The 19,601-nt window shown below is 72.2% G+C and carries 20 protein-coding genes and 1 pseudogene; 9 read left to right on the forward strand and 12 right to left on the reverse strand.

Features of this window, described 5'->3' with window-relative positions:
* Positions 1-41: 41 nt before the first annotated feature.
* Both JL106_RS00930 and JL106_RS00935 read left to right on the forward strand, forming a co-directional pair.
* Positions 42-1,175 carry an LLM class flavin-dependent oxidoreductase gene (locus JL106_RS00930; protein ID WP_205258784.1) on the forward strand — a complete coding sequence of 378 codons (1,134 nt, stop codon included), beginning with the start codon at positions 42-44 and terminating at the stop codon, positions 1,173-1,175.
* A 28-nt stretch (positions 1,176-1,203) separates the two neighbouring features.
* Entirely contained in the window at positions 1,204-2,049 is an 846-nt protein-coding gene (locus JL106_RS00935) for a DUF1684 domain-containing protein (protein ID WP_205258785.1), read from the forward strand.
* An 11-nt stretch (positions 2,050-2,060) separates the two neighbouring features.
* Here JL106_RS00935 and JL106_RS00940 read toward each other — a convergent pair whose 3' ends face one another.
* Both JL106_RS00940 and JL106_RS00945 read right to left on the reverse strand, forming a co-directional pair.
* Positions 2,061-2,930: a septum formation family protein gene (locus JL106_RS00940; protein WP_205258786.1), complete on the reverse strand. Its 870-nt coding sequence runs from the start codon at positions 2,928-2,930 to the stop codon at positions 2,061-2,063.
* A gap of 60 nt (positions 2,931-2,990) precedes the next feature.
* Complete coding sequence (locus tag JL106_RS00945) at positions 2,991-4,601, reverse strand: MFS transporter (RefSeq protein ID WP_407940058.1); 1,611 nt, start codon at positions 4,599-4,601, stop codon at positions 2,991-2,993.
* Positions 4,602-4,857: 256 nt separating this feature from the next.
* Here JL106_RS00945 and JL106_RS00950 point away from each other — a divergent pair, with 256 nt between their 5' ends.
* Positions 4,858-6,741, forward strand: a complete 1,884-nt coding sequence (locus JL106_RS00950; protein ID WP_205258788.1) for a penicillin-binding transpeptidase domain-containing protein — start codon at positions 4,858-4,860, stop codon at positions 6,739-6,741.
* Positions 6,742-6,784: 43 nt separating this feature from the next.
* Positions 6,785-7,642 carry a type I methionyl aminopeptidase gene (map, locus tag JL106_RS00955; protein WP_205258826.1) on the forward strand — a complete coding sequence of 286 codons (858 nt, stop codon included), beginning with the start codon at positions 6,785-6,787 and terminating at the stop codon, positions 7,640-7,642.
* A 37-nt stretch (positions 7,643-7,679) separates the two neighbouring features.
* On the opposite strand, the gene JL106_RS00960 is transcribed toward map, so the two are convergent.
* Genes JL106_RS00960 through JL106_RS00975 form a run of 4 tightly spaced genes read right to left on the reverse strand, consistent with a single transcriptional unit; the run spans position 7,680 to position 10,785 of the window.
* Complete coding sequence (locus tag JL106_RS00960; protein ID WP_205258789.1) at positions 7,680-9,131, reverse strand: mycothione reductase; 1,452 nt, start codon at positions 9,129-9,131, stop codon at positions 7,680-7,682.
* A 42-nt stretch (positions 9,132-9,173) separates the two neighbouring features.
* The gene (locus JL106_RS00965) at positions 9,174-9,674 is read right to left on the reverse strand and encodes a DinB family protein (RefSeq protein WP_205258790.1); all 501 of its coding nucleotides are present in this window, start codon (positions 9,672-9,674) and stop codon (positions 9,174-9,176) included.
* A gap of 41 nt (positions 9,675-9,715) precedes the next feature.
* Positions 9,716-10,072, reverse strand: coding sequence for a hypothetical protein (locus tag JL106_RS00970; RefSeq protein WP_205258791.1), 357 nt, complete (start codon positions 10,070-10,072; stop codon positions 9,716-9,718).
* Positions 10,069-10,785: a serine hydrolase domain-containing protein gene (locus JL106_RS00975; RefSeq protein WP_205258792.1), complete on the reverse strand. Its 717-nt coding sequence runs from the start codon at positions 10,783-10,785 to the stop codon at positions 10,069-10,071. Before JL106_RS00975 ends, JL106_RS00970 begins: the two co-directional genes overlap by 4 nt.
* A 242-nt stretch (positions 10,786-11,027) precedes the next feature.
* Between JL106_RS00975 and JL106_RS00980 the strand changes: the two genes are divergently transcribed.
* The 3 genes and pseudogenes from JL106_RS00980 to JL106_RS21830 all read left to right on the forward strand — a co-directional run.
* Positions 11,028-11,237, forward strand: coding sequence for a hypothetical protein (locus JL106_RS00980; protein ID WP_205258793.1), 210 nt, complete (start codon positions 11,028-11,030; stop codon positions 11,235-11,237).
* 73 nt (positions 11,238-11,310) lie between these two features.
* Positions 11,311-11,838: a hypothetical protein gene (locus JL106_RS00985; RefSeq protein WP_205258794.1), complete on the forward strand. Its 528-nt coding sequence runs from the start codon at positions 11,311-11,313 to the stop codon at positions 11,836-11,838.
* 147 nt (positions 11,839-11,985) lie between these two features.
* Positions 11,986-12,471, forward strand: a pseudogene (locus JL106_RS21830) (putative immunity protein); the annotation flags it as partial.
* Positions 12,472-12,481: 10 nt separating this feature from the next.
* On the opposite strand, the gene JL106_RS00990 reads toward JL106_RS21830, so the two are convergent.
* From JL106_RS00990 to JL106_RS01015, 6 genes are all read right to left on the reverse strand, one after another.
* Positions 12,482-13,024, reverse strand: coding sequence for a CGNR zinc finger domain-containing protein (locus tag JL106_RS00990; protein WP_205258795.1), 543 nt, complete (start codon positions 13,022-13,024; stop codon positions 12,482-12,484).
* A 307-nt stretch (positions 13,025-13,331) separates the two neighbouring features.
* Positions 13,332-13,784: a hypothetical protein gene (locus tag JL106_RS00995; RefSeq protein WP_205258796.1), complete on the reverse strand. Its 453-nt coding sequence runs from the start codon at positions 13,782-13,784 to the stop codon at positions 13,332-13,334.
* A 165-nt stretch (positions 13,785-13,949) separates the two neighbouring features.
* Positions 13,950-14,108 (reverse strand): hypothetical protein, encoded by a 159-nt coding sequence (locus tag JL106_RS01000; RefSeq protein WP_205258797.1) that lies wholly within the window; start codon positions 14,106-14,108, stop codon positions 13,950-13,952.
* 42 nt (positions 14,109-14,150) lie between these two features.
* Entirely contained in the window at positions 14,151-14,606 is a 456-nt protein-coding gene (locus JL106_RS01005) for a hypothetical protein (protein ID WP_205258798.1), read from the reverse strand.
* A gap of 108 nt (positions 14,607-14,714) precedes the next feature.
* Positions 14,715-15,140 carry a hypothetical protein gene (locus JL106_RS01010; RefSeq protein ID WP_205258799.1) on the reverse strand — a complete coding sequence of 142 codons (426 nt, stop codon included), beginning with the start codon at positions 15,138-15,140 and terminating at the stop codon, positions 14,715-14,717.
* A gap of 176 nt (positions 15,141-15,316) precedes the next feature.
* Positions 15,317-16,222, reverse strand: coding sequence for an aldo/keto reductase (locus tag JL106_RS01015; RefSeq protein ID WP_328840911.1), 906 nt, complete (start codon positions 16,220-16,222; stop codon positions 15,317-15,319).
* 936 nt (positions 16,223-17,158) lie between these two features.
* On the opposite strand from JL106_RS01015, the gene JL106_RS01020 reads away from it, so the two are divergent.
* Positions 17,159-17,890: a FadR/GntR family transcriptional regulator gene (locus tag JL106_RS01020; RefSeq protein WP_205258800.1), complete on the forward strand. Its 732-nt coding sequence runs from the start codon at positions 17,159-17,161 to the stop codon at positions 17,888-17,890.
* Positions 17,891-18,152: 262 nt separating this feature from the next.
* Positions 18,153-19,559: a dihydroorotase gene (locus tag JL106_RS01025; RefSeq protein WP_205258801.1), complete on the forward strand. Its 1,407-nt coding sequence runs from the start codon at positions 18,153-18,155 to the stop codon at positions 19,557-19,559.
* Positions 19,560-19,601 lie beyond the last annotated feature (42 nt).

The following is a 19,601-nucleotide window of genomic DNA, read 5'->3' on the forward strand; positions in this document are numbered from 1 at the left end:
CCCGCCGAGCCCTTCGTCCCACCCACCCTGGAAGGAGCCCCATGCCCGTCGAGTTTCTCGGCATCGCCGCGACCAACGCCGGGAGCGAGGTGACGCTGCGCCCCGGCGGCATCCTCGACCTCGACTACACCGCGGCGCTGGCCCGCGCCCACGAGGACTCGGGGTGGGACCGGATCCTGTTCGCCTACCACTCCGGCTCGCCGGACCCGTCCGTGGTGGCGGCCCACATCGCCGGCCGCACCGAACGTCTCAGGCTGGTGCTGGCCCACCGCCCGAATGTGTCGGCGCCGACGTTCGCGGCCAAGACGTTCGCCACCGTCGACCACCTGTCCCGCGGGCGGGTCGAGGTGCACTTCATCACCGGCGGGTCGACCGCAGACCAGGCCGCCGAGGGTGACCACCTGGACAAGGACTCCCGGTACGACCGCACCCGGGAGTACCTGCAGATCGTCAAGCGGGCCTGGACCTCGGACGAGCCGTTCGACTTCGACGGTCAGCATTACCAGCTGCGCAACTTCGTGTCCGGCGTCCGCCCCGTGCAGCGGCCCCGTCCCCGGATCTCCTTCGGGGGCTCGTCCGCGGCGGCCTACCGGGTGGGCGCGGCCGAGTCCGACGTCTACGCGCTGTGGGGGGAACCGCTGGCGGAGACCAGCGAGCAGATCGCGGCCATCGAGGCGGCCTCGGCCGAGGCCGGCCGGTCCCGGCCCGAGCTGCAGATCGCCTTCCGGCCCATCCTGGGTGACACCGAGGAGCAGGCCTGGGAGCGGGCGGAACGCGTGCTGAGCCGGATCGTCTCCGCCCAGCAGGCCCAGGCGGCCCGGACCGCCGCGGCCGGGCGCGCGATCCAGCTGCGGTCCGGCGGCCCGGAGAACGCCGGCTCGCAGCGGCTGCTGGCCGTGGCCGGCAGCGCCGAGCGCCACGACCGCGCGCTGTGGACGGCGCCGACCGCGTTGACCGGCGGCGGCGGCAACTCCACCGCGTTGGTCGGCACCCCGGAGACGGTGGCCGCCGCGCTGCTCGACTACCACGCCCTGGGCATCCGGCTGCTGTCCGCGCGCGGGTACGACCTGCTCGAGGACGCGGTCGCGTTCGGTCGGCAGGTCATCCCGCTGGTCCGACAGGAGGTCGCGCGCCTCGACGCCGCCGCTCCGACGCCCGCCGCCTCGGTCGCCTGACCGCGCCTGCCACGACCACGGAGGAACGATGAGCACCACCGATGAGCGCACCACGACGGACCTCGATCGTGAGGCGCTCGAGCAGCAGTGGACGTCCTGGCACGCTGCCCGCCACCACGACCTGACCGCCGAGCACGGTTGGCTGAGCATCACCGGCTTCTGGTGGCTGCCCGAGGCCCCGGCCGCGCTGGACGGGCTGCCCGGTGCGTGGTCGACCGAGGGAGGCGCGGCGGTGGTCACGGCGACCGCCGCTGACGGCCTGACCGCCATCGTCGACGGCCGACCGGTGACGGGCAGCGAGCGCGCCGAGGTGCCGGAAGCCGGGTCGCTGCCGTGGCTCCGGGCCGGCGAGGTGATCATCGAGCTGGTCCTGCGGGGCGGCAGCTACGCGGTGCGGGCCCGTGATCCGCAGGCCGTCACCCGCACCGGGTTCACCGGCATCCCGGCCTTCCCCGTCGATCTCGCGTGGGTCCGGCCCGGCCGGTTCCTGCCGTACCCGGAGCCGCGCCGGGTCGAGGTCACCACCGCCCGTGACGATCTGCGACAACACACCTCCCTGGTCGGCGAGATCGAGGTCGACCTGCCCGGTGTCGAGGCACCGCAACGGCTGCAGGTGGCCGGGGGTGCGGACGGCGGTCTGACCCTGCAGTTCTCCGACGAGACCAACGGCGTGAGCACGGCGCGGTGGCGGGCGCTGTCGGTCGCGGCCCCCGACGCCGACGGGCGGATCGTCGTCGACTTCAACCGCGCGGTGAACATGCCGTTCGCGTTCACCGCGTACGGCACCTGCCCGGCCCCGGTGCCGGGCAACCGGCTGCCGATCGCGGTGACGGCGGGGGAGCAGAACCCACCACGGCCCGACCTGGCGTCCTGATCTCCAGGCGATCACTCGTCGAAGGGCACCGGCGCCGTCCCGAGGTTGCGCAACGTCGACACCAGGACCCGGTCGGAGCCCGCGGTCACAGTGACGGCACACTCCGCCGAGAAGTTGGCGGCGGCGTCGTCCGGGACGGCGACTGTCGGGATGTGGGCGGCCACCACCAGGGCGCCGCCGGCGGTCGGGTCGGTCATGCCGGTGGCGGTGCTGACCTGGTCACGGCAGGTCTGCTGCAGCCAGTCGTCGGTGGATCCCGGGGCGATGTCCACGGACGCGAAGACCTCGACGCGATGGGCATCCAGGCAGCTGACCGGGACGCCATCGGGTTGGTCCCGGCACAGTGCGAACGGGGCGACGGCAGCACCGGACTGCGCGAACGCTCCTCGGGCCGATCCGTCGAGCCGGCCGGTGCCACCGAGCGGCGACGCGGCGATCAGCACGCACGCGGTCCATCGCTGGCCGGACGCACGCTGCCGGGCGTCCGGGCCGGCCAGCATCCCGTCGAAGGTGGCCACCGGATACCAGGTCCCGATGCCGGCGTCCGCGGACTGCCATCCCATCCAGGCCGCGGCATCGCGCCGGCAGCCGTCGTCGCGGCGCAGGGCCCCCGGTGGTACCTCCGGCCCGGTCCCGGTGACGATCGCGACCACCTCGCCCGAGCGCGCGCCGTCGCAGGGGACGAGTCGGCCGGCGGTCCCGTCGACGGACCCGGGCGTCCCGTCATCCGGCCCGATGAGTCGGCAGTCGCCGACCTGGGGGACCGGGCGAACCGGTTCGGCGACCGCGTGGCCGGCCCCGGTCTGCGCCACGGCGGAGACCACGACCACCGCGAACAGCGCCGCGAGCAACGCGATGCCGCCGCCGAGCCTGCGATCCATCCCGTCATCCTGCCGCCGGTGGTGTCCCCCCGGCAGGGCGGGGTGACCGCGGCCGTGGGTTCAGGCGCCGCCGCCGGGTGCGGCCCCGGTGACCTTGCCGCCCGGGTGCAGCAGCGCCACCACCAGGGTGATGGCCAGGGCGACGGCCATGCCCCACAGCACGGCCTGGGTGGCGACGGCGAAGTCGTCGGCCACGGCGGTCTCGATGCCCTGCTGCATCTGGGCGGGCAGCTGCGACATGTCGGTGCCGTGGGCGCCGCCACCGCCCATGCCGGTGTTCGCTGCCTCGTGCGCGGCCGCGCTGGCGTCCGCCGGGGACATGCCCAGTGACTCGAACGAGGTGGTCAGCCGGTTGGACAGCACGTTGCCCAGCAGGGTGCCCAGCACCGCGATGCCGAGGGCGGAGCCGTAGTTCCTCACGGTCTGCGAGATGCCGGTGACCTCGCCGTAGGAGGCGTCGATGGCCCGGTTCACCGCGTCCGTACTGGACGGGCCGAGGATGAACCCGATGCCCGCGCCGGCCAGCACGATCGACCACCACTGGGCACCCAGGCTCAGGTCGGTGGCCTTGACCGCCCAGAGCGCGAAGCCGACGGTGCCCAGCACGCCGCCGATGATCATCGGCAGCTTGGCGCCGCGGGCGTCCAGCATGCGTCCGGAGATCTGCGCCGCCGGGGCGAAGCCGGCGAAGAAGACGAGCAGGTACAGGCCGGCGTTGGTGGCGTTGAAGCCGAGCGAGACCTGGGAGTACACGCTGGCGAAGAAGAACACCGGGACGAACGCCATCATCGAGAAGAACAAGACGCCGTTGTCGACCAGGAACGCGCGGTCGCGGAAGATGCGCACCTTCATCAGCGGCACCGGCGTCCGCAGTTGCACCAGCACGAACACCACGATCAGCACCAGACCGGCCGCGATGCACACCCAGGTCCAGACGCTGTCCCAGCCCCAGGAGTTGGCCTGCTCGAACCCGAGGACGCTCAGCGCCATGCCGGCGGCGATGATGACCGCGCCCCGCCAATCGATGCGCTGCTTGTTGCCGCGCTGGTCGATGTGCGCGAGCACGGCCAGCACGATGGCGATGACCGCGATCGGCAGGTTGACCCAGAAGATGGCCCGCCACGTCCACTGGGTGAGGTAGCCGCCGGCGATCGGGCCGACCGCGGTCAGGCCACCGCTGACGCCGAAGAAGATGGCGAGCGCCTTGCCGCGTTCGGTGATCGGGAAGGCCGCCACCACGACGGCCAGCGCGGCCGGGATCATGACCGCCGCGGACAGGCCCTGGGTGATGCGGAAGACGATGATCCAGGTCTCGGCGAGCGAGCCCTTGGGGCTGAGCCCGCACAGCGCCGACGACAGCGCGAAGCCGATGATGCCGACCAGCACCATCCGCTTGGAGCCGAGCACGTCGGCCATGCGGCCACCGAGGGCGAACCCGGCGGCCAGCGCCAGCAGGTAGCCGTTGATCACCCATTGCGAGCCGTCGCGACTCAGGCCCAGCTCGGACTGGATGTCCGGTGAGGCGATGGAGACGATGGTCTGGTCGATGAACGTCATCGACACCGCGAACAGCATGGCCAGCAGGGCCAGCCACTTCGACTGACCACCGCCCTCCGGTCGTGCTCCGACCGACCCCTGATCGGCTGGACCCACCCCAGTACTTCTCGACATCCCGTGCCCCCACGTGTCGCCGGCCCCAGAACGGCCCGAGTCACCCCGACACGGACCGCTGTGCAGTAGACCGCACTGATCAGCATTTGACCAGATCAACCGGCCGGCGCGGTGGGGGGGCGGCGACGCGCGGGGCGCGCCGAGCGAGGGCGGTGCGGTCGGCCACGGATACTGCACCGGTGGATGCGGGCACGGGCCGATGACGGTGACGAACGGGCGAGCGGGCCGGCGGCACCGATGCGCGCGGTGGTGGCCGGTGGTGGTGGCCGCGGCCGTCGTGGTCACCGGGTGCACCTCGGATCCCGCCCCGCCGCCCGGCCCGGACGCGACGATCACCGCGTTCGACCAGGCATGGGAGCAGCTCGACCTCGCGGCGCTGGCCGCCGCGACCGACGCTCCAGGAGAGGCTGAGCAGCTCATCGACGAGGTGGTGCAGAGCACCGGCGCCGAGTCCGTCACGGTCACCACCGACCCGGCCGTGGTGACCGGTGACACCGCGACCACGACCGCGCATGTGCAGTGGGCGCTGCCCGACGGCGCGGCGTGGACCTACGACGTGCCGTGGCAGTGGGACCGCAGCAGTGGGGACTGGAAGCTGGACTGGTCGCCGGCCGCGGTGCACCCGCAACTCGGCCCGCGGCAGCGGGTGGTCGTGCAGACCACCGCGGCAGAGCCGGGGACCCTGCTGGACCGGACCGGCCAGCGGATCACCGGGCCGGTCACCGTCACGTCCGTGGTGCTGTTCCCGGATCAGGTGCCCGACCTGCCCGCCACCGCCCAGCAACTGGCCGGTCTGCTCGCCCCGATCGATTCCTCGATCACCGCGGAGACGATCCAGGCCGGGGTGGCCCGGGCCCAGGCCGAGGCGGCGCAGGACACCGCCACCGCGACCGGCGAGGCAACGGCGACCACCGGGTCGACCCCGGCGACGTCCGGGTCCACCCCGCCGGCCGATCCGGTCGCCTACACCGTGGTCAACCTGCGGGACGCGGACTTCCGGCCGATCGCCGCCCAGCTCGACGCGCTGCCCGGTCTGGCCTTCCCCTCCCAGGTGCGGAACCTGCCGCCGAGCAGGACGTTCGCCCGCACGCTGCTGGCCGAGGTCACCCAGGTGACCGACCCGATGATGGCCGGCACGCCCGGCGTGCGCGTGGTCAGCACGGACACCACCGGGTCGGTCGTCGAGGTGCTCGGCGACACCCCCGCGGTCGACGGCGCCCAGGTCACGCTCGGGCTGGACATCGACCTGCAGCTGGCCGCCGAGGCCGTGCTCGCTCCGGTTCCCGAACCGGCCGTGTTCATGGTCATGCAGCCCTCGACCGGCGAGATCGTGGTCTCGGCGCAGAACGCGGCCGCTGACGCCCAGGGCGCGCTGGCCCTGACCGGCCGCTTCCCACCAGGGTCGATCTTCAAGATCGTCACGGCGTCGGCCGCCCTGGACGACGGCCGGATCACCCCGACCAGCACCGTCGACTGCCCGGGCACCACGGTGATCGATGGGCGGGCCATCGACAACAACCAGACCTTCGCGCTGGGCGCCGTGCCGGTGACCGAGGCGTTCGCCCGTTCCTGCAACACGACGTTCGCCGACCTGGCCTCGGCCATGGACACCGACACGTTGACCGCCGCCGCCCAGCACTACGGGGTGGGTCTGGACTTCGTGGTGCCGGGCATCACCACCCTCACCGGGTCGGTCCCGCCGAGCGACTCGCCCGTGCAGCGGGCCGAGAACGGGTTCGGTCAGGGGCAGGTCCTGATGACCCCGTTCTCGGCGGTGCTGATGGCGGCGACGGCGGCCACCGGGACGATGCCCACGCCGACGGTCATCCGCGGGACGACCACGACGGTGGACCGGCCGGCCCCGGCCCAGGAGCCGGCGGTGACCGAGGCGGTGCGATCGTTCATGGCCGCGGTCGCCTCACTGGACGGCACGGCCGCCGTGCTGCTGCCCTTCGGCGACGTACACGCGAAGACCGGGACGGCCGAGTACCAGGCCGCCGACGGGACCATCCGGGCCCACGCCTGGACCGTGGCGTACCGGCACGACCTGGCCGTGGTCGCCTTCATCGAGGACGGCCAGCTCTCCGGTCGGACCAACCAGCTGATCGCCGACTTCCTGGCGTCGATCCCGCTCGACTGATGCCTCCGGTGCGGCGGTCGTAGGCTGGACGGCCGTGACGACGATCCACCCCCGCCCGCCGCTGCGACCCGGCCGCCCGACTCCGTCCCGATCGGTGCCCGCGTCGATCCCGCGGCCGGAGTACGTCGGCCAGCCGGCTCCGGCGCCGAGCGACGACCCGTGGGTGCAGCCACCTGAGGTGATCGAGCGGATGCGGGTGGCCGGGCGGATCGCCGCGCAGGCGCTGGCCGAGGGCGGCCGCGCGGTCCGTCCCGGCGTCACCACCGATCGGATCGACGCGGTGGTGCACGAGTTCCTGCTCGACCACGGCGCCTACCCGTCCACCCTCGGCTACCGCGGCTTCCCCAAGTCGTGCTGCACCTCGCTGAACGAGGTGATCTGCCACGGCATCCCGGACACCACGGTGATCGAGGACGGCGACATCGTGAACGTCGACGTCACCGCCTATGTCCACGGCGTCCACGGCGACACCAACGCGACCTTCCCGGCCGGCGACATCGACCCCGAGGTCAGGCTGCTGGTGGAACGGACGCAGGAGTCGCTGGCCCGGGCGATCCGCGCGGTGCGGCCGGGCCGCGCGTTGAACGTCATCGGCCGGGTGATCGAGTCGTACGCCAAGCGGTTCGGCTACGGCGTGGTCCGCGACTACACCGGCCACGGCATCGGCCGCACCTTCCACTCCGGGCTGGTGGTGCTGCACTACGACGCACCTGAGGTCACCACCGTGCTGGAGCCGGGCATGACCTTCACCATCGAGCCGATGATCACCCTGGGCGGCACCGAGTGGGACCAGTGGGACGACGGGTGGACCGTCACCACGCGGGACCGGTCGTGGACGGCCCAGTTCGAACACACCCTGCTGGTCACCGGCGACGGCGTGGAGATCCTGACGCTGCCCTGAGGGTGCGGGGCCTGCACCCGGCCCCGCGATCCCCAGCTCACTCCATGTCCGCCCAGCCGGCCGCCCCGACCCGTTCCGGCTGCACCCGCACCGGCGGCACCGGCAACTGGAGCAGCGCGTTCTCCACCACCTCGGGCAGCGCGGGATGGATCCAGTACTGGCCACGCGCCATCTGGTGCGCGGGCAGGTCGAACGCCATCGCCTGGATGATCGGCTGGATCACCGTGGCGGCCTCCGGGCCCATGACGTGCGCGCCGATGATGAGGCCGGTGGACCTGTCGCCGATGAGCTTGACGAACCCCGTGGTGTCCTCCCGGGCCCAGCCGTTGGCGGTGTCGCCGTAGCGCTGGATGGCGATGGCCGGGTCCTCACAGCTGTCCCTGGCCTCGGCCTCCGTGCACCCCACCGAGGCGATCTGCGGATGGGTGAAGACGCCGGCCGGGACTGCCTTGTGGTTGGTCACCATCAGCTCGTCCGGGTGGGCCAGGTTGTGCTTGACCACCCGCGCCTCATGGTTGGCCACGTGCTTGAGCGCGTACGGCGAGCTGACGTCGCCGAGCGCGAAGATGCCGTCCACCGGGGTGCGCTGGTGCTCGTCGACCACCACCCGGCCGTGGGCGACCGGGACGCCCGTCGCGTCCACGTTGAGCCGGTCGGCGTTGGACACCCGGCCGGTGGCGATGAGCAGCAGGTCGGCCTGCACCTGGCCCGGCCCGTCAGGCCCGTCGAGGTGGACGAGCACGCCGCCGTCCGGGCCGGGCTCCACCGAGGTGACCTCGGTCTGCAGGCGCAGGTCGTACCGCTTGCCGACCAGCTCGGTGAACGCGGTGGAGACGTCGATGTCGTGGTGCTTGAGCACCCGCGGACCTCGGACGAGCTGGGTGACCGTGGTGCCGTAGGCGTCGAAGACGTGCGCGAACTCGGCCGCGATGTAGCCGCCGCCGACCACGACCAGCGACCGGGGCAGCTGCTCGATCCGCATGATCGTGTCCGAGGTGTGCACGACGTCCAGCGGCATGTCGTCCAGGCCGGGGTAGTCGGGGACGACGGCGCGGGAGCCGGCGCCGATGACGAACCGGTCGCCGGTGATGGTCTCGACGCCGCCGTCGTTCAACTGGATCTCCAGCTGCTTGTGACCGGTGAACGCGCCGAAGCCCTCGAAGACGGTGATGTTGGGCGTCTCGTCGCCCGTGCGGTAGGCCCGGCCGGCCGCCTCGATGGCGTCGATGCGGCCGAAGACCCGGTCGCGGATGGCCGTCCAGTCGGCGTCCTGCACCGTGGCGTGGACGCCGAGGTCGGCCACGTCGCGCAGAGCGGTGAGCACGTCGGCCGGGTGGACATACATCTTGGTCGGGATGCAGCCGACGTTCAGGCAGGTCCCGCCGAACTTGTCGGCCTCGACGACGGCGATGCTCCAATCGTCGAACTCCGGGCCAGGGATGCTGTTGGCCGAGCCGGTACCGATGATGACCAGGTCGAAATGGCGCACCCGGTCAGGCTACGACGCGGCGCAGCCATCGGTGGCCGGGCCTCACCCGGAGGGTGCACGGGCGGCGAGGACCTGCTCGCGCAGGATGTCGGCGTGACCGGCGTGCTGCGCCAGTTCGCGCAGCACCTGCACGACGAGCGCCCAGACGGTGCGCTCGCCCTTGCCGCCGTGCACCACGTCGCCCAGCTGCAGCGGCGCGAGCTGCGCGCGGGACCGTGCCCAGGTACGGCGGTGCGCCTGGGTCACCGAGGCGATGGTGTCGTCCTCCGCCAGCACGAAGGACGAGTCCGGCGTGCTCCCCACCCCGATCTCCCGCAGCGACCGGCCGGTGATCGCATGGTCGAACCAGACCGCCTCGACGTAGGTCACATGCTTGACCAGGCCGAGCAGCGTCGTCCTCGACGGCACCAGTCGGGCGCGGGCCTCGTCCTCGGTCAGGTCGGCGAGCGCATCCTGGAGCGCCTGCCGGTACTCGTCCAGCAGGTCGTCGAAGCGGGTGCGGAGGTCGACGGTCCAGGTGGGCGTTGCGGCGGGGTCGGGCATCGGATCACGGTATTGCGCTGGCTGCTGCGGGTCTCGCCCTGTCAGGTCAGGATCGGGCCGCCGATCGCGATGACCAGGCCCAGGACGACGAAGAGCGTGGCGATGACCGCGTTGAGCCCGCGACTGGGTGGCAGCAGCGACGGCACGCGGCGCGCCACGGCGCGTTGCATCCCGAGGAGTGCGTTTGCGGTGCCGCGGTGGTTGGTCAGCGTGAGTACGCCGACCAGCACCAGGTCGAGGCCGACCGGGACCAGGGCGAAGGCGAAGCCCCGCCCGCCGTCGGGGAACGCCACGGCGCCGATCACCAGGCTCAGCACGAGCAGCACCACGAGCGACGCCCAGCTCACCTTCGCGACACGGGGGACCGCCCGCCAGTGGTCGCCGAACCGGTCGATCATCGACTCGGCAGCTGCTCTGGGGACAGCTGACCGATCAGCGCGCCGGCGGTGAGCTCCTCCGCGCAGCGGGCCGGGCCCGGGGCGGTGGACGTCACGGCACCGGCGGCCCAGGCGACGTCGGGGTTGAGCTCGGGCACCGCCACCAGCCGGCCGTCCACCGGCATGGAGCTGTCCAGCGAGGGTCCGGGAACACCGGGTTGGTCGTCGGCCGGCATGCGGGTGCTGGTCAGCCCGAGTGGCTCGATGACCGCGGTCCGGATGACCTCGCTGACTCCTCGTCCGGTGACCAGTTCCAAGGTCCGGCCGAGCAGGACGTCGTTGGAGTCGCTGGAGACGTGCTTGGTGCCGAGCGGGTGATCGGCCGGTTGCGTCCGGATGAGCTCGATGGTCTGGTCGATCGTCCACGGGGTCATCGGGTGGGCCTGGAACCGCGCGATCAGGTCGGTGCCCGCGGTGTCGCTCCGGACGCCGGCCGATGTCGACAGCAGCTGCCGGATGGTGATCGTGTCGCCGTTGGGGATCCCGTCGGCGAAGGTGGTGGCGAAGGCATGCTCGAACGCGGCCTGCAGCCGGGCCTCGGTCGCGGCGTCGAGTTCGACCGCCGGACCGGACGCGGTGGACCTCGGCGAGGCCGCCGCCTCGCCCCCGCAGCCGGCGACCGGCAGGGCGGGCAGCACCAGCGAGACCAGGCAGCGACGCGACCGACTCGGCATCGGGGTTCTCCTCGGGGGCCGGCCCCCGGCGCGGGACGCTGATCACGGGGAGTTCCGCGGGACGCTAGAGGTCGGTGATCATCCGCGTCACGTCGGGCAGTGTCGCGTCGGGCCGGATCATCCGGTGGTCACCCCAGATGCCGGGAGAGGCACCGAGTCGATCACCGCTACCGTCGAAGCAGTCAGGACGAACGGCTGCGAGCCTCGTCGCAGGGCGGTGCCGCGGCGACGGGAGGTTGGTCATGATCGAACCGGACTCGCCGACGAGTCGCGGGGTGCGACGCCGTCCCAAGCGCACGAAGGGAGCCCGCACCCTGGCGTACCACTCGAGCGACGTCGACCTCGGCCCTGATGACGAGGGCGGTGCCGGGGTCCGAGAACCACGGCGCCCGGGCCCGGTCATCGGACCGCAGCAGGCGGAGTTCGCGGACGAGGACGCCGCCACGACGTGAGCACCACACCGACCGGCCGAGGAGGTCGATCAACTGGCAGGTGCGGCGCCGCACCGTCGCCGAGCCTGCGACGATGGACTGGCCCGGCGATGAGCATCCCGCTGTTGCCGCGGTGCGCGCGGTCCTGGCGCCGGACGGGCAGCCGTTGTCAGTCCGGTTCTTCCAGCGACGTGGCACGGTCGCGGCGGTGGTCGCCGAGACGTCCCGCGCCCGCTACCCGGTCATCGTGACCGCCCGCGACGGTCGATGGGTGGTGCCGTCGCTCGTGTCCGGAACCTCGCAGCCGGCGGTGCCGCGGCAGCCCCGCTCGGCGGTGCCGCCGAAGCTCATGTGGGACTGCCTGCATTCCTCCGACCTGCCGGACGTCGTCGAGCAGCCATCCGCCGCCGTCTGGGCGGTGTTCATGGGGCAGGCCGCGCTGGACGGGCGGCTGCTGACGGTGGAGAGCGACCTGGACGTGCAGAGTTGCGAGGTCGGCGAGGACGGGTTCGTGGCCGTGCTGTTCCGCTCGTCGCGGCACCACCGGCCCCGGCTGCGGATGCGCACCGCGTCCGGCGAGACGGTGGCGCTGTTCACCGGTGAGCCCGGCGTGCCCCGATGACGAGCTGGTCCGGTCCCGTCGACATCCACTCGGCCGGCGACCGTCCCGCACCTGTGCGGCAACCGGGTTGCACGGTCGGCGGTGTCGCCGCGCGTCCTGGCTGTCGGGACGACTGGGACGGAGGGTCATGTCGCGACGCGGGTGGCACCTGAGGACCGGCGCCCACGGGCAGCGCTCGATGCCGCCCAGGTGTTCGCCGACGGCGCGCCGCGGTCCGTCCTGCAGCGCGTCACCGCCCTGGACGCCCACCGGGCCGCGCGGGAGGTCGCCGATGAGGTCGCGCGCCTGTCCGCTCGGGCGTGCGGAGATGCCGCGGCCGCCGCGTTCCTGCACCCCATCGCGCGGGCGACCCAGGTCGGGCACATCCTGCGGTCGGCGGCGTGCGCGGCCAGGGTGGCGGAGCTCCGGGCCGGTGGCGACGCCGCTGTGGCGACGGCACTTCTCCGATCGACGGGCGACCGCGCCTCGCCGGTGGTCGCGGCGGTGCTCCGCCGGTACCCGGAGGCTCCGACCGGACGGAGTCGGTTGTCGCACCTGATGGTCGAGCTCGACACCCTCCTTCGGTCGCTCGGACCACACCGTCCGGACGACGCGCGCGTTCCCCGGTGCGCGCGGCCGGGCGGGCCCGAGTAGGGACGTCCGGTCAGCTCGGCGCCCCCGGAGTGCCCGTGCCGGTACGGGCCCGGTGCCGCTGCACGCCGGCCCGGTTGGCGCAGCGCACCGAGCAGTAGCGCTGCCGGCCGTTGCGGGTCACGTCGACGACGACGGCCCGGCACGGGGCGGCCTCGCACCGCCGCAGCCGGTGCACGCCGCGCGTGACGAGGTGCAGGGCGGTCCCGACGCTGATCACGGCCTGGAGCGTGGCCGGCAGCGTCTGGCCGTCGTCCCGGTAGTGCAGGTGCCACCCTTCGCCGTCGTGATCGGTGAGTCGCGGGTACGCGGTGACCGCCGCCATGTGTGCGTTGAGCACGACCGCGCGTGCATCCGGCGAGGACGCGTCCACGACCGTCAACCAGTCGTCGATCACGCGACGGGTCTGCTCGTGATCGCCCGGTCCGACCGGGAAGTCCATCGTCATGCCGAACTCTCGTGTCCTGGCTTCGATGCCCGCCCGATCGGCCGGCCAGTCGTTGGCCAGCGAGGCGGCCAACCGCACGGCGTACTCGCCGTAAGGGTTGAGATGCACAAGGCCATTACAGCATGGTCGTGGCATGACCATGACGAGCCCCGACCTCACCCACCCCGGAGCCCTTCCACCAGGTCCGAGCGCGGACAGGCACGAGCACGCGTGGGTGACGGAGTCGCAGCACCGGACGTCGGCCGGTCTGCTGCGGTACGTCCGCTGCGACCAGTGCGGCCTCCGCCGGATCGATCTCCAGTCCCGTCCGGCGATGCCGCCCGAGGCATTGACCCGGGTGATCGGTGCGCCACGGCGGATCGCGCCGTCGGCCGAGCTCGATCGTCGACGGCTTCCGGACGGATGCTGCGCCTGATCAGCTCGGGTGCGAGGACGGCCACGGTGGATCCCGGAGGGTCTCGAGGGCTCCGCGAGCCCGCCGGAGCCGGCGGACCTCGAACGGCGTCACGACGATCCCGGTCCACACCAGGGTGCCGAGCCAGACGAAGAACACCCCGGCCATCGAGAGTCCAGTCTGGTCGGGCGGCAGGACCGACATCGTGACCCCGGCGGTGGTGAACGACAGGGCCGGCACCGTGATCAGCGCCGGAACGCGCAGCAGTGACGCCGCGACGGCGATGACCGGCAGGGTTCCGGCGAATCCCCAGACCTGCCAGGCCGGGGGCCCGGCGTACGACTGCTCCTCCAGACCGAACCAGACCGACCAGACCAGGACCGTGGCCGCGACGAGCAGCACCAGCGCGACGCCCCACCAGACGACTTGCAGGGCGAGGGAACGGATGGTGCGTCCACCGACCGGTTGCGTCACGCGTCCTCCCGGCTGTCAGCGGTCCTCGTGCGCGGATCGGGCACCACCACGATCGCGATCGATCAGTGTTCGCCCGTGCCGGGTCGGTGCCCGAACCGGGTCAACCGAACGATCGCACGAGCTCGACGACCACGAACGGCGCCGCCACCGCCATCCACGCCATGATCAGCCGCTGGTGGATCCGCTGGTGCCGGGGCGAGAGCCGGCCGCGTCCCGGCCGCGTCCCGGCCGCTCGCACTCGGGAGTCCGGGCGTACCAGTACCAGTGGAGCACGATGAGCGCGACGACGCCGGCCGTCCAGACACCGCCGAACACGTGACTCACGGGGACGACGATCCCCGCCGCAGACACGAGGGAGCCCGGGCGTCATCCATCGGAACCTCGGGGGTACAGGTACAGAGGCTGCTCGGTCGCGATGCCGTCTGCCGACGTGATGGTCAGGGCGCCCACCACCCGGCCAGAACCGGTGGCGGCGTCGATGACGACCGGTGGCGGTGGTGGGGGTGGCAGGTCACGGTCGTGCAGGGTCAACCGGTCTCGGCCGATGCGGTACGGGACGTAGCCGAAGCCGGTGCAGTCGTCGACGACGAGGTCGTCAGCCGGGACGTCGTCGACCGTCCAGACGTCGACGGGGCCACCGGTGTTGTTCAGGCGGACGAAGAACTGGGCCGTGAACCGGTCCGGGACGAGGTACACGCCGGTGGCCTCCGGCTCTCGACTGCCCGCGATGCCCGGCGCGTCGAGCATGCGCGTCCAGTCGAGACCGTGGCGCTGGATCGACGCGCGGTTCCGGACGGAACTGACGTGGAACATGGGCGGCACCGAGCCGAGGGTGAGTGGTGATCAGGTTCCTCGCAGCTTCGGCGTCCGACCGATGCCGCCGGCGCCGCTCCGGCAGCGCGGCGCCGGACAGGGCGCCCTTTCGGCAGGTCAGCCGCGGGCGAGCAGGCGGCGACGCAGGACGATGGTCACCACCGTCACCAGCGAACTGCCGGCGAAGGCTGCGACGAAGATCCAGATGGCTGCCATCCACAGCGGAGTCGGGAACGCCGACGGCGCGAGGGTCGCGACGAGGACCGCGCCGAGGATGGCGCCCAGCGCGCCGCCGGGCAGTCGTCGGCCCGCGTCCTGGTCGATCGGGCCGCGGCCGGTCATCGCCTGGACGGCGGCCCACGACAGCGCCGCGAGTGCGGTGACGCCCACCGCCCACCATCGTTGGGACGCGGTGGTCGTCGCCGGCAGGGTGATCAGTGGGGCGAGCGCGACGATCATGCCGATCCCGAAGACGATCGATCGCCGGCGGCGCATCCCGCGGACCCGGTGCTCGGGATCCTGCGAGCGATCGGCCAGGCTCATCGTCGGGCCCTCTCTTCGAGACCAGCAGTCGATCACGACAAATCGGACAGTAGCAGTGGACGGGGCGGCGCGAGACACCGACCGGCGCTGCCCACGTCGCTGCCGTGATGATCACTGACCGGAACCGGGCGTGGCGCTGCGCTGATCGACTCGTCCTCGAGTGGAGGGCCGCCGACTCAGTCGTTGTCGATGGTCACCGAGTGCAGCCGGCGGTCGACGACCTCGGGATCACCACCGGCCCGGTTGGCGGTGCCGAGCGCGTCGATGGCGGCCACGTCGTCGGCGCTGAGCTCGAAGTCGAAGACGTCGATGTTCTCCGCGATCCGCTGCGGGTCCGCCGACTTCGGAATGACCGACAGGCCGTGCTGCAGGTGCCAGCGGATGACGACCTGGGCGGAGGACTTGCCGAAGCGCTCGGCCACGCCGGTGATCGTCGGATGCTCGAGCGGGCTGTGCGGCGCGTCCGGGCGGCCGGCGTTGTAGACCCGGCCGCCGCCGATCGGCGCCCAGGACTGGGTGATGACGCCGTGCGCGGCGTTGAACGGGCGCACGCGTGGCTGGTTGAAGAACGGATGGAGCTCCACCTGGTTGACTGCCGGCACCACCGAGCCGGCGTCGATGAGGTCCCGCAGGTGGTGGGGGTGGTGGTTGCACACGCCGATGGCCCGGACCCGGCCCTCGGCCAGCAGCTCCTCCAACACCAGCCAGGACTCGACGGTCTGCGACCAGCTGGCGGGCTCCGGCCAGTGGATCAAGTACAGGTCCAGGCGATCGAGTCCGAGCCGCCGCAGGCTGGCGTCGAACGCCTTCCGGGTGCGGTCCCGGCCGTGGTCGGTCATCCACAGCTTGGTCGTGACGAAGACGTCCTCACGGTCGATGCCGGACCGGCGGATGCCCTCGCCGACCTGCTCCTCGTTGAAGTACGCCGCGGCGGTGTCGATCAGCCGGTAACCGGCGGCGATGGCGGTGGTGACGACGTCCGCCGTCTGCTCGGCTGTGCTCTGGAAGACGCCCAGTCCCAGGGCGGGCATCGGCACGCCGTTGTTGAGAGTGAGCGTCGGGCTGGGACCTGCAGTGGACACCGGGGAACTCCTGTCGTCGCGATGGCGGACGCCATCCTGCGCGGTCGCGCGCGATGATTGATCTCGGGGGTGCTCGCCCGGCCGTCAGACGCTGAACACCGACCCGCACCGACCCCGCACCGACCCCGCGATCGGTGCCCGGCGCGGTGATCGCCCACCGGGTACGGTGCCAGGAGGGTTCTGCCCGAGCCCCCGTGCGGTCAGCGCGCAGGCTCTCGTCACCCGACTGGCCGATCCCGATCGGAGTTCCCATGCCCGATGGACGCCGTCCGGACCCGGACCCGACCACCGTTTCCCTCCACTTCCCGGCCGACGGGGACGTGCCCGGGCTGCTGTGGCCCACCGCCGGCATCGCTGAGCCGCCCACGCGGCGACGCACACCGCCACGCGGGCACCGATCCACTCGGGTCGAGGCCACCTCGTGCGCGGCGTTCCGGTTCCACTGATCCGCGAGCAGGCGGCGACCGATGCGTTGCTCGCCGAACACCCCACGCCCGGCGAGCGGTTCGGCGCCCCCGGCATCGCCATCCGCGAGCTGTGGGTGCACCGGGTCGACGAGGCGCTCGAGACCAGCCCGGTGGCCACGGCGGCCACCGCGGTGCACAGCACCCCACCACCCCCTCGCCCCGCCGCCAGGTCCCCGGCGGTCCCAGCACCCGCGGCCGCGGCGGTGGCCACGTCCATCGCGATGGTCGCCGCCACCGGAGGCTCGGCCCGGTGTCCTCCCTTCCGGTCCGTGTGGCGATCCAGGGCGGGCCGGTGGCGGTCGGCCTGTCGATCCGTGCTCGCGCGTGCGATAACGCCTGCATGTTCCAGCCGCGTTACGGAGTCGATGCACGGTGGTGACGAGGGTGTCGTCGCAGGTCAGCGCCCGGTGGAGTTCCGCACACGCCCCGTCGCGTGACACCGGCGGAAGCACCGGTCTAACCTCTGGACATGGACAGGTCAGACCAATCCGCTCCGCAGCGCCGGTTCGCTGAGGTCGCCCAGTCCATCCTGGCCGGCATCGCCGACGGGCGGTTCCTGCGCGGTTCCAAACTGCCCGCCGATCGGGACCTGGCCACGATGTTGGGTGTCTCGCGCTCCACGGCGCGGGAGGCGTTGCTGGTCCTGGAACTGATCGGTGCCATCGACATCCGGCACGGCGACGGTGTCTACGTCTCCACCAAGCCGATGGCCATCGACGAGCACGACGTCATCCTCAACGGCGAGCCCCGCGATCTCATCGAGAGCCGCGGGCTCCTCGAGCCGGTGACGACACGACTGACGGCGGAACGGATCTCGGCGGAGCAGTTGGTCGAGTTGCGCGAGCTCATCGACCGCGCCGAGGCCGCCGTGCACGAGAGCAACGCCCTGCAGTTCCGCGAGTTCGGCTTCGCCTTCCACTCCCGGCTCGCCGCCTGTTGCGGCAACCAGCTCCTCGGCGAGGTGGTGGCCCAACTGGTCGACGTCGAGCGACACCCGTTGTGGACGCTCATCAACGACCACGCATTACGCACCCCGGAGATGCGCCTCGAACAGATCCAACAGCACCGCACCGTCCTCGACGCCATCGAGGCGGGCGACGGGCCGCGCGCCGAGCAGGCGATGCGCGCGCATCTCGTCGAGCTGGAACGGACCGTCTTCGCCAAGGAACGCCCCAGTACCCGGAACCTCCCACTGCAGTAGCCCAGACCGACCCACCGGCACCACCGCTCGTCGCAGACCGTCGCGGTCCGTGGCGCCGCCTCACCTGGTTCCCGCGTCGTGACGACCGGGAGCGTCTCCGGCCATCACCGGCCGGCGACCCCACGTCCCCTGCCGCCGCAGCCGGCGTCGCCGACGCCGCACATCCCCAGCCCGCTCACCGCTGCCCGCGCCCAGTGCTGCCCCGATCACCTCCGGTCGTCGCCCGGCGCCGATGCCCCACGCTCTCTTGGAGGAGGACCCCATGCTCGACCTCGCCCTCATCGGCGGCACCGTCGTCACCCCGGAAGGCCCAGCCCTGCTGGACGTCGGGGTCGCCGACGGCCGCATCGCCATGCTCTCGGCGCCCGGCACCCTGCCCGAGGCGACCGAGACCCTGGACTGCACCGGCAAGCTCGTGCTGCCCGGTGGTGTCGATCCGCACGTGCACACCAACGCGCCGTACGGCATGCCCAACGTGCTGGGCCGCGACATCATCGGCAAGGCCGCGCTCTACGGCGGCATGACCACCTTCATCGACTTCGTGTGGCCCGGCATCAAGTCCCCGCTGGCCACCGTGCAGGACATGGTCCAGCAGTGGGAGGGCACCTCCTACACGAACTACGGGTTCCACGTGGTGCTCTCGGACCAGTCCGACGACGCGGCCATCGCGGAGATCGGCGAGATCGTGGAGCAGGGCTTCCCCAGCTTCAAGATCTTCACCACCGACATCACGCCCACCGACATGCCGGGCTTCCGCACCTCGGGCGGCACCCTCTGGGAGATCATGGCGGCCACCGCGAAGGCCGGCGGGATCGTCGACATCCACGCCGAGGACGACGAACTCGTGATGCACCAGTACCGCAAGCACTTCGAGGCCGGCAAGACCGACATCGTGTACATGCCCGACGTGCACACCACCATCTCCGAGGACCTGGCCTTCCACCACGTGCTCCGGATGGCCTCGCACATCCCCGGCTCGGCGGTGTACCTGCACCACGTCACGGCCAAGCTCGGCGTCGACGCGCTGCGCTGGTTCCGGGCCAAGGGAGTGGCCGCGTACGGCGAGACCCTCGCGGTGCTGAGCATGGCCACCGCCGACCGCTACGCCGAGCCGGACGGGCACAAGTACCACATCTACCCGTCGCTGAAGTTCGACGAGGACGTCGAGGCGATCTGGGACGGCGTGGCCGACGGGACCATCCACACCTCGGGCACCGACGGGGTCTGCTGCCTGTGGGAGGAGAAGAACCGGGCCCGCACCATCGACGGGACCTTCGGCGGCGTCACGGGTGTCGAGCCGAAGCTGGCCCTGTTCTACACCGAGATGGTGCACCGCCGCGGGATGGGCCTGAAGAAGCTCGTCGAATTGACCGCCGAGAACGCGGCCAAGATCTTCGGCCTGTACCCGCGCAAGGGCGCCATCCTGGTCGGCTCGGACGCCGACTTCGCCGTGCTGGACCCGACCGCCCGCCGCGTGCTGGACCCGGCCGAGCTGCACGAGGGCGACTACACCCCGTGGAACGACCGGGTGGTCGAGGCCTGGCCCGCACACACGGTCCTCGGCGGTCGGGTGGTGGTCCGCGACGGCGTGATGGTCGACGAGGGCACGCACGGTCAGCTGCTGCTGCGCCGGCTCGATCCGGCCGTCGCCCTGGGCAAGGCGGTCTGACATGGCCACCCCGACGACGGCACCCGGGAGGAGGTGGGGAGC

Origin of the sequence: Nakamurella leprariae (assembly GCF_016918035.1) — a bacterium.
GTDB lineage: Bacteria > Actinomycetota > Actinomycetes > Mycobacteriales > Nakamurellaceae > Nakamurella > Nakamurella leprariae.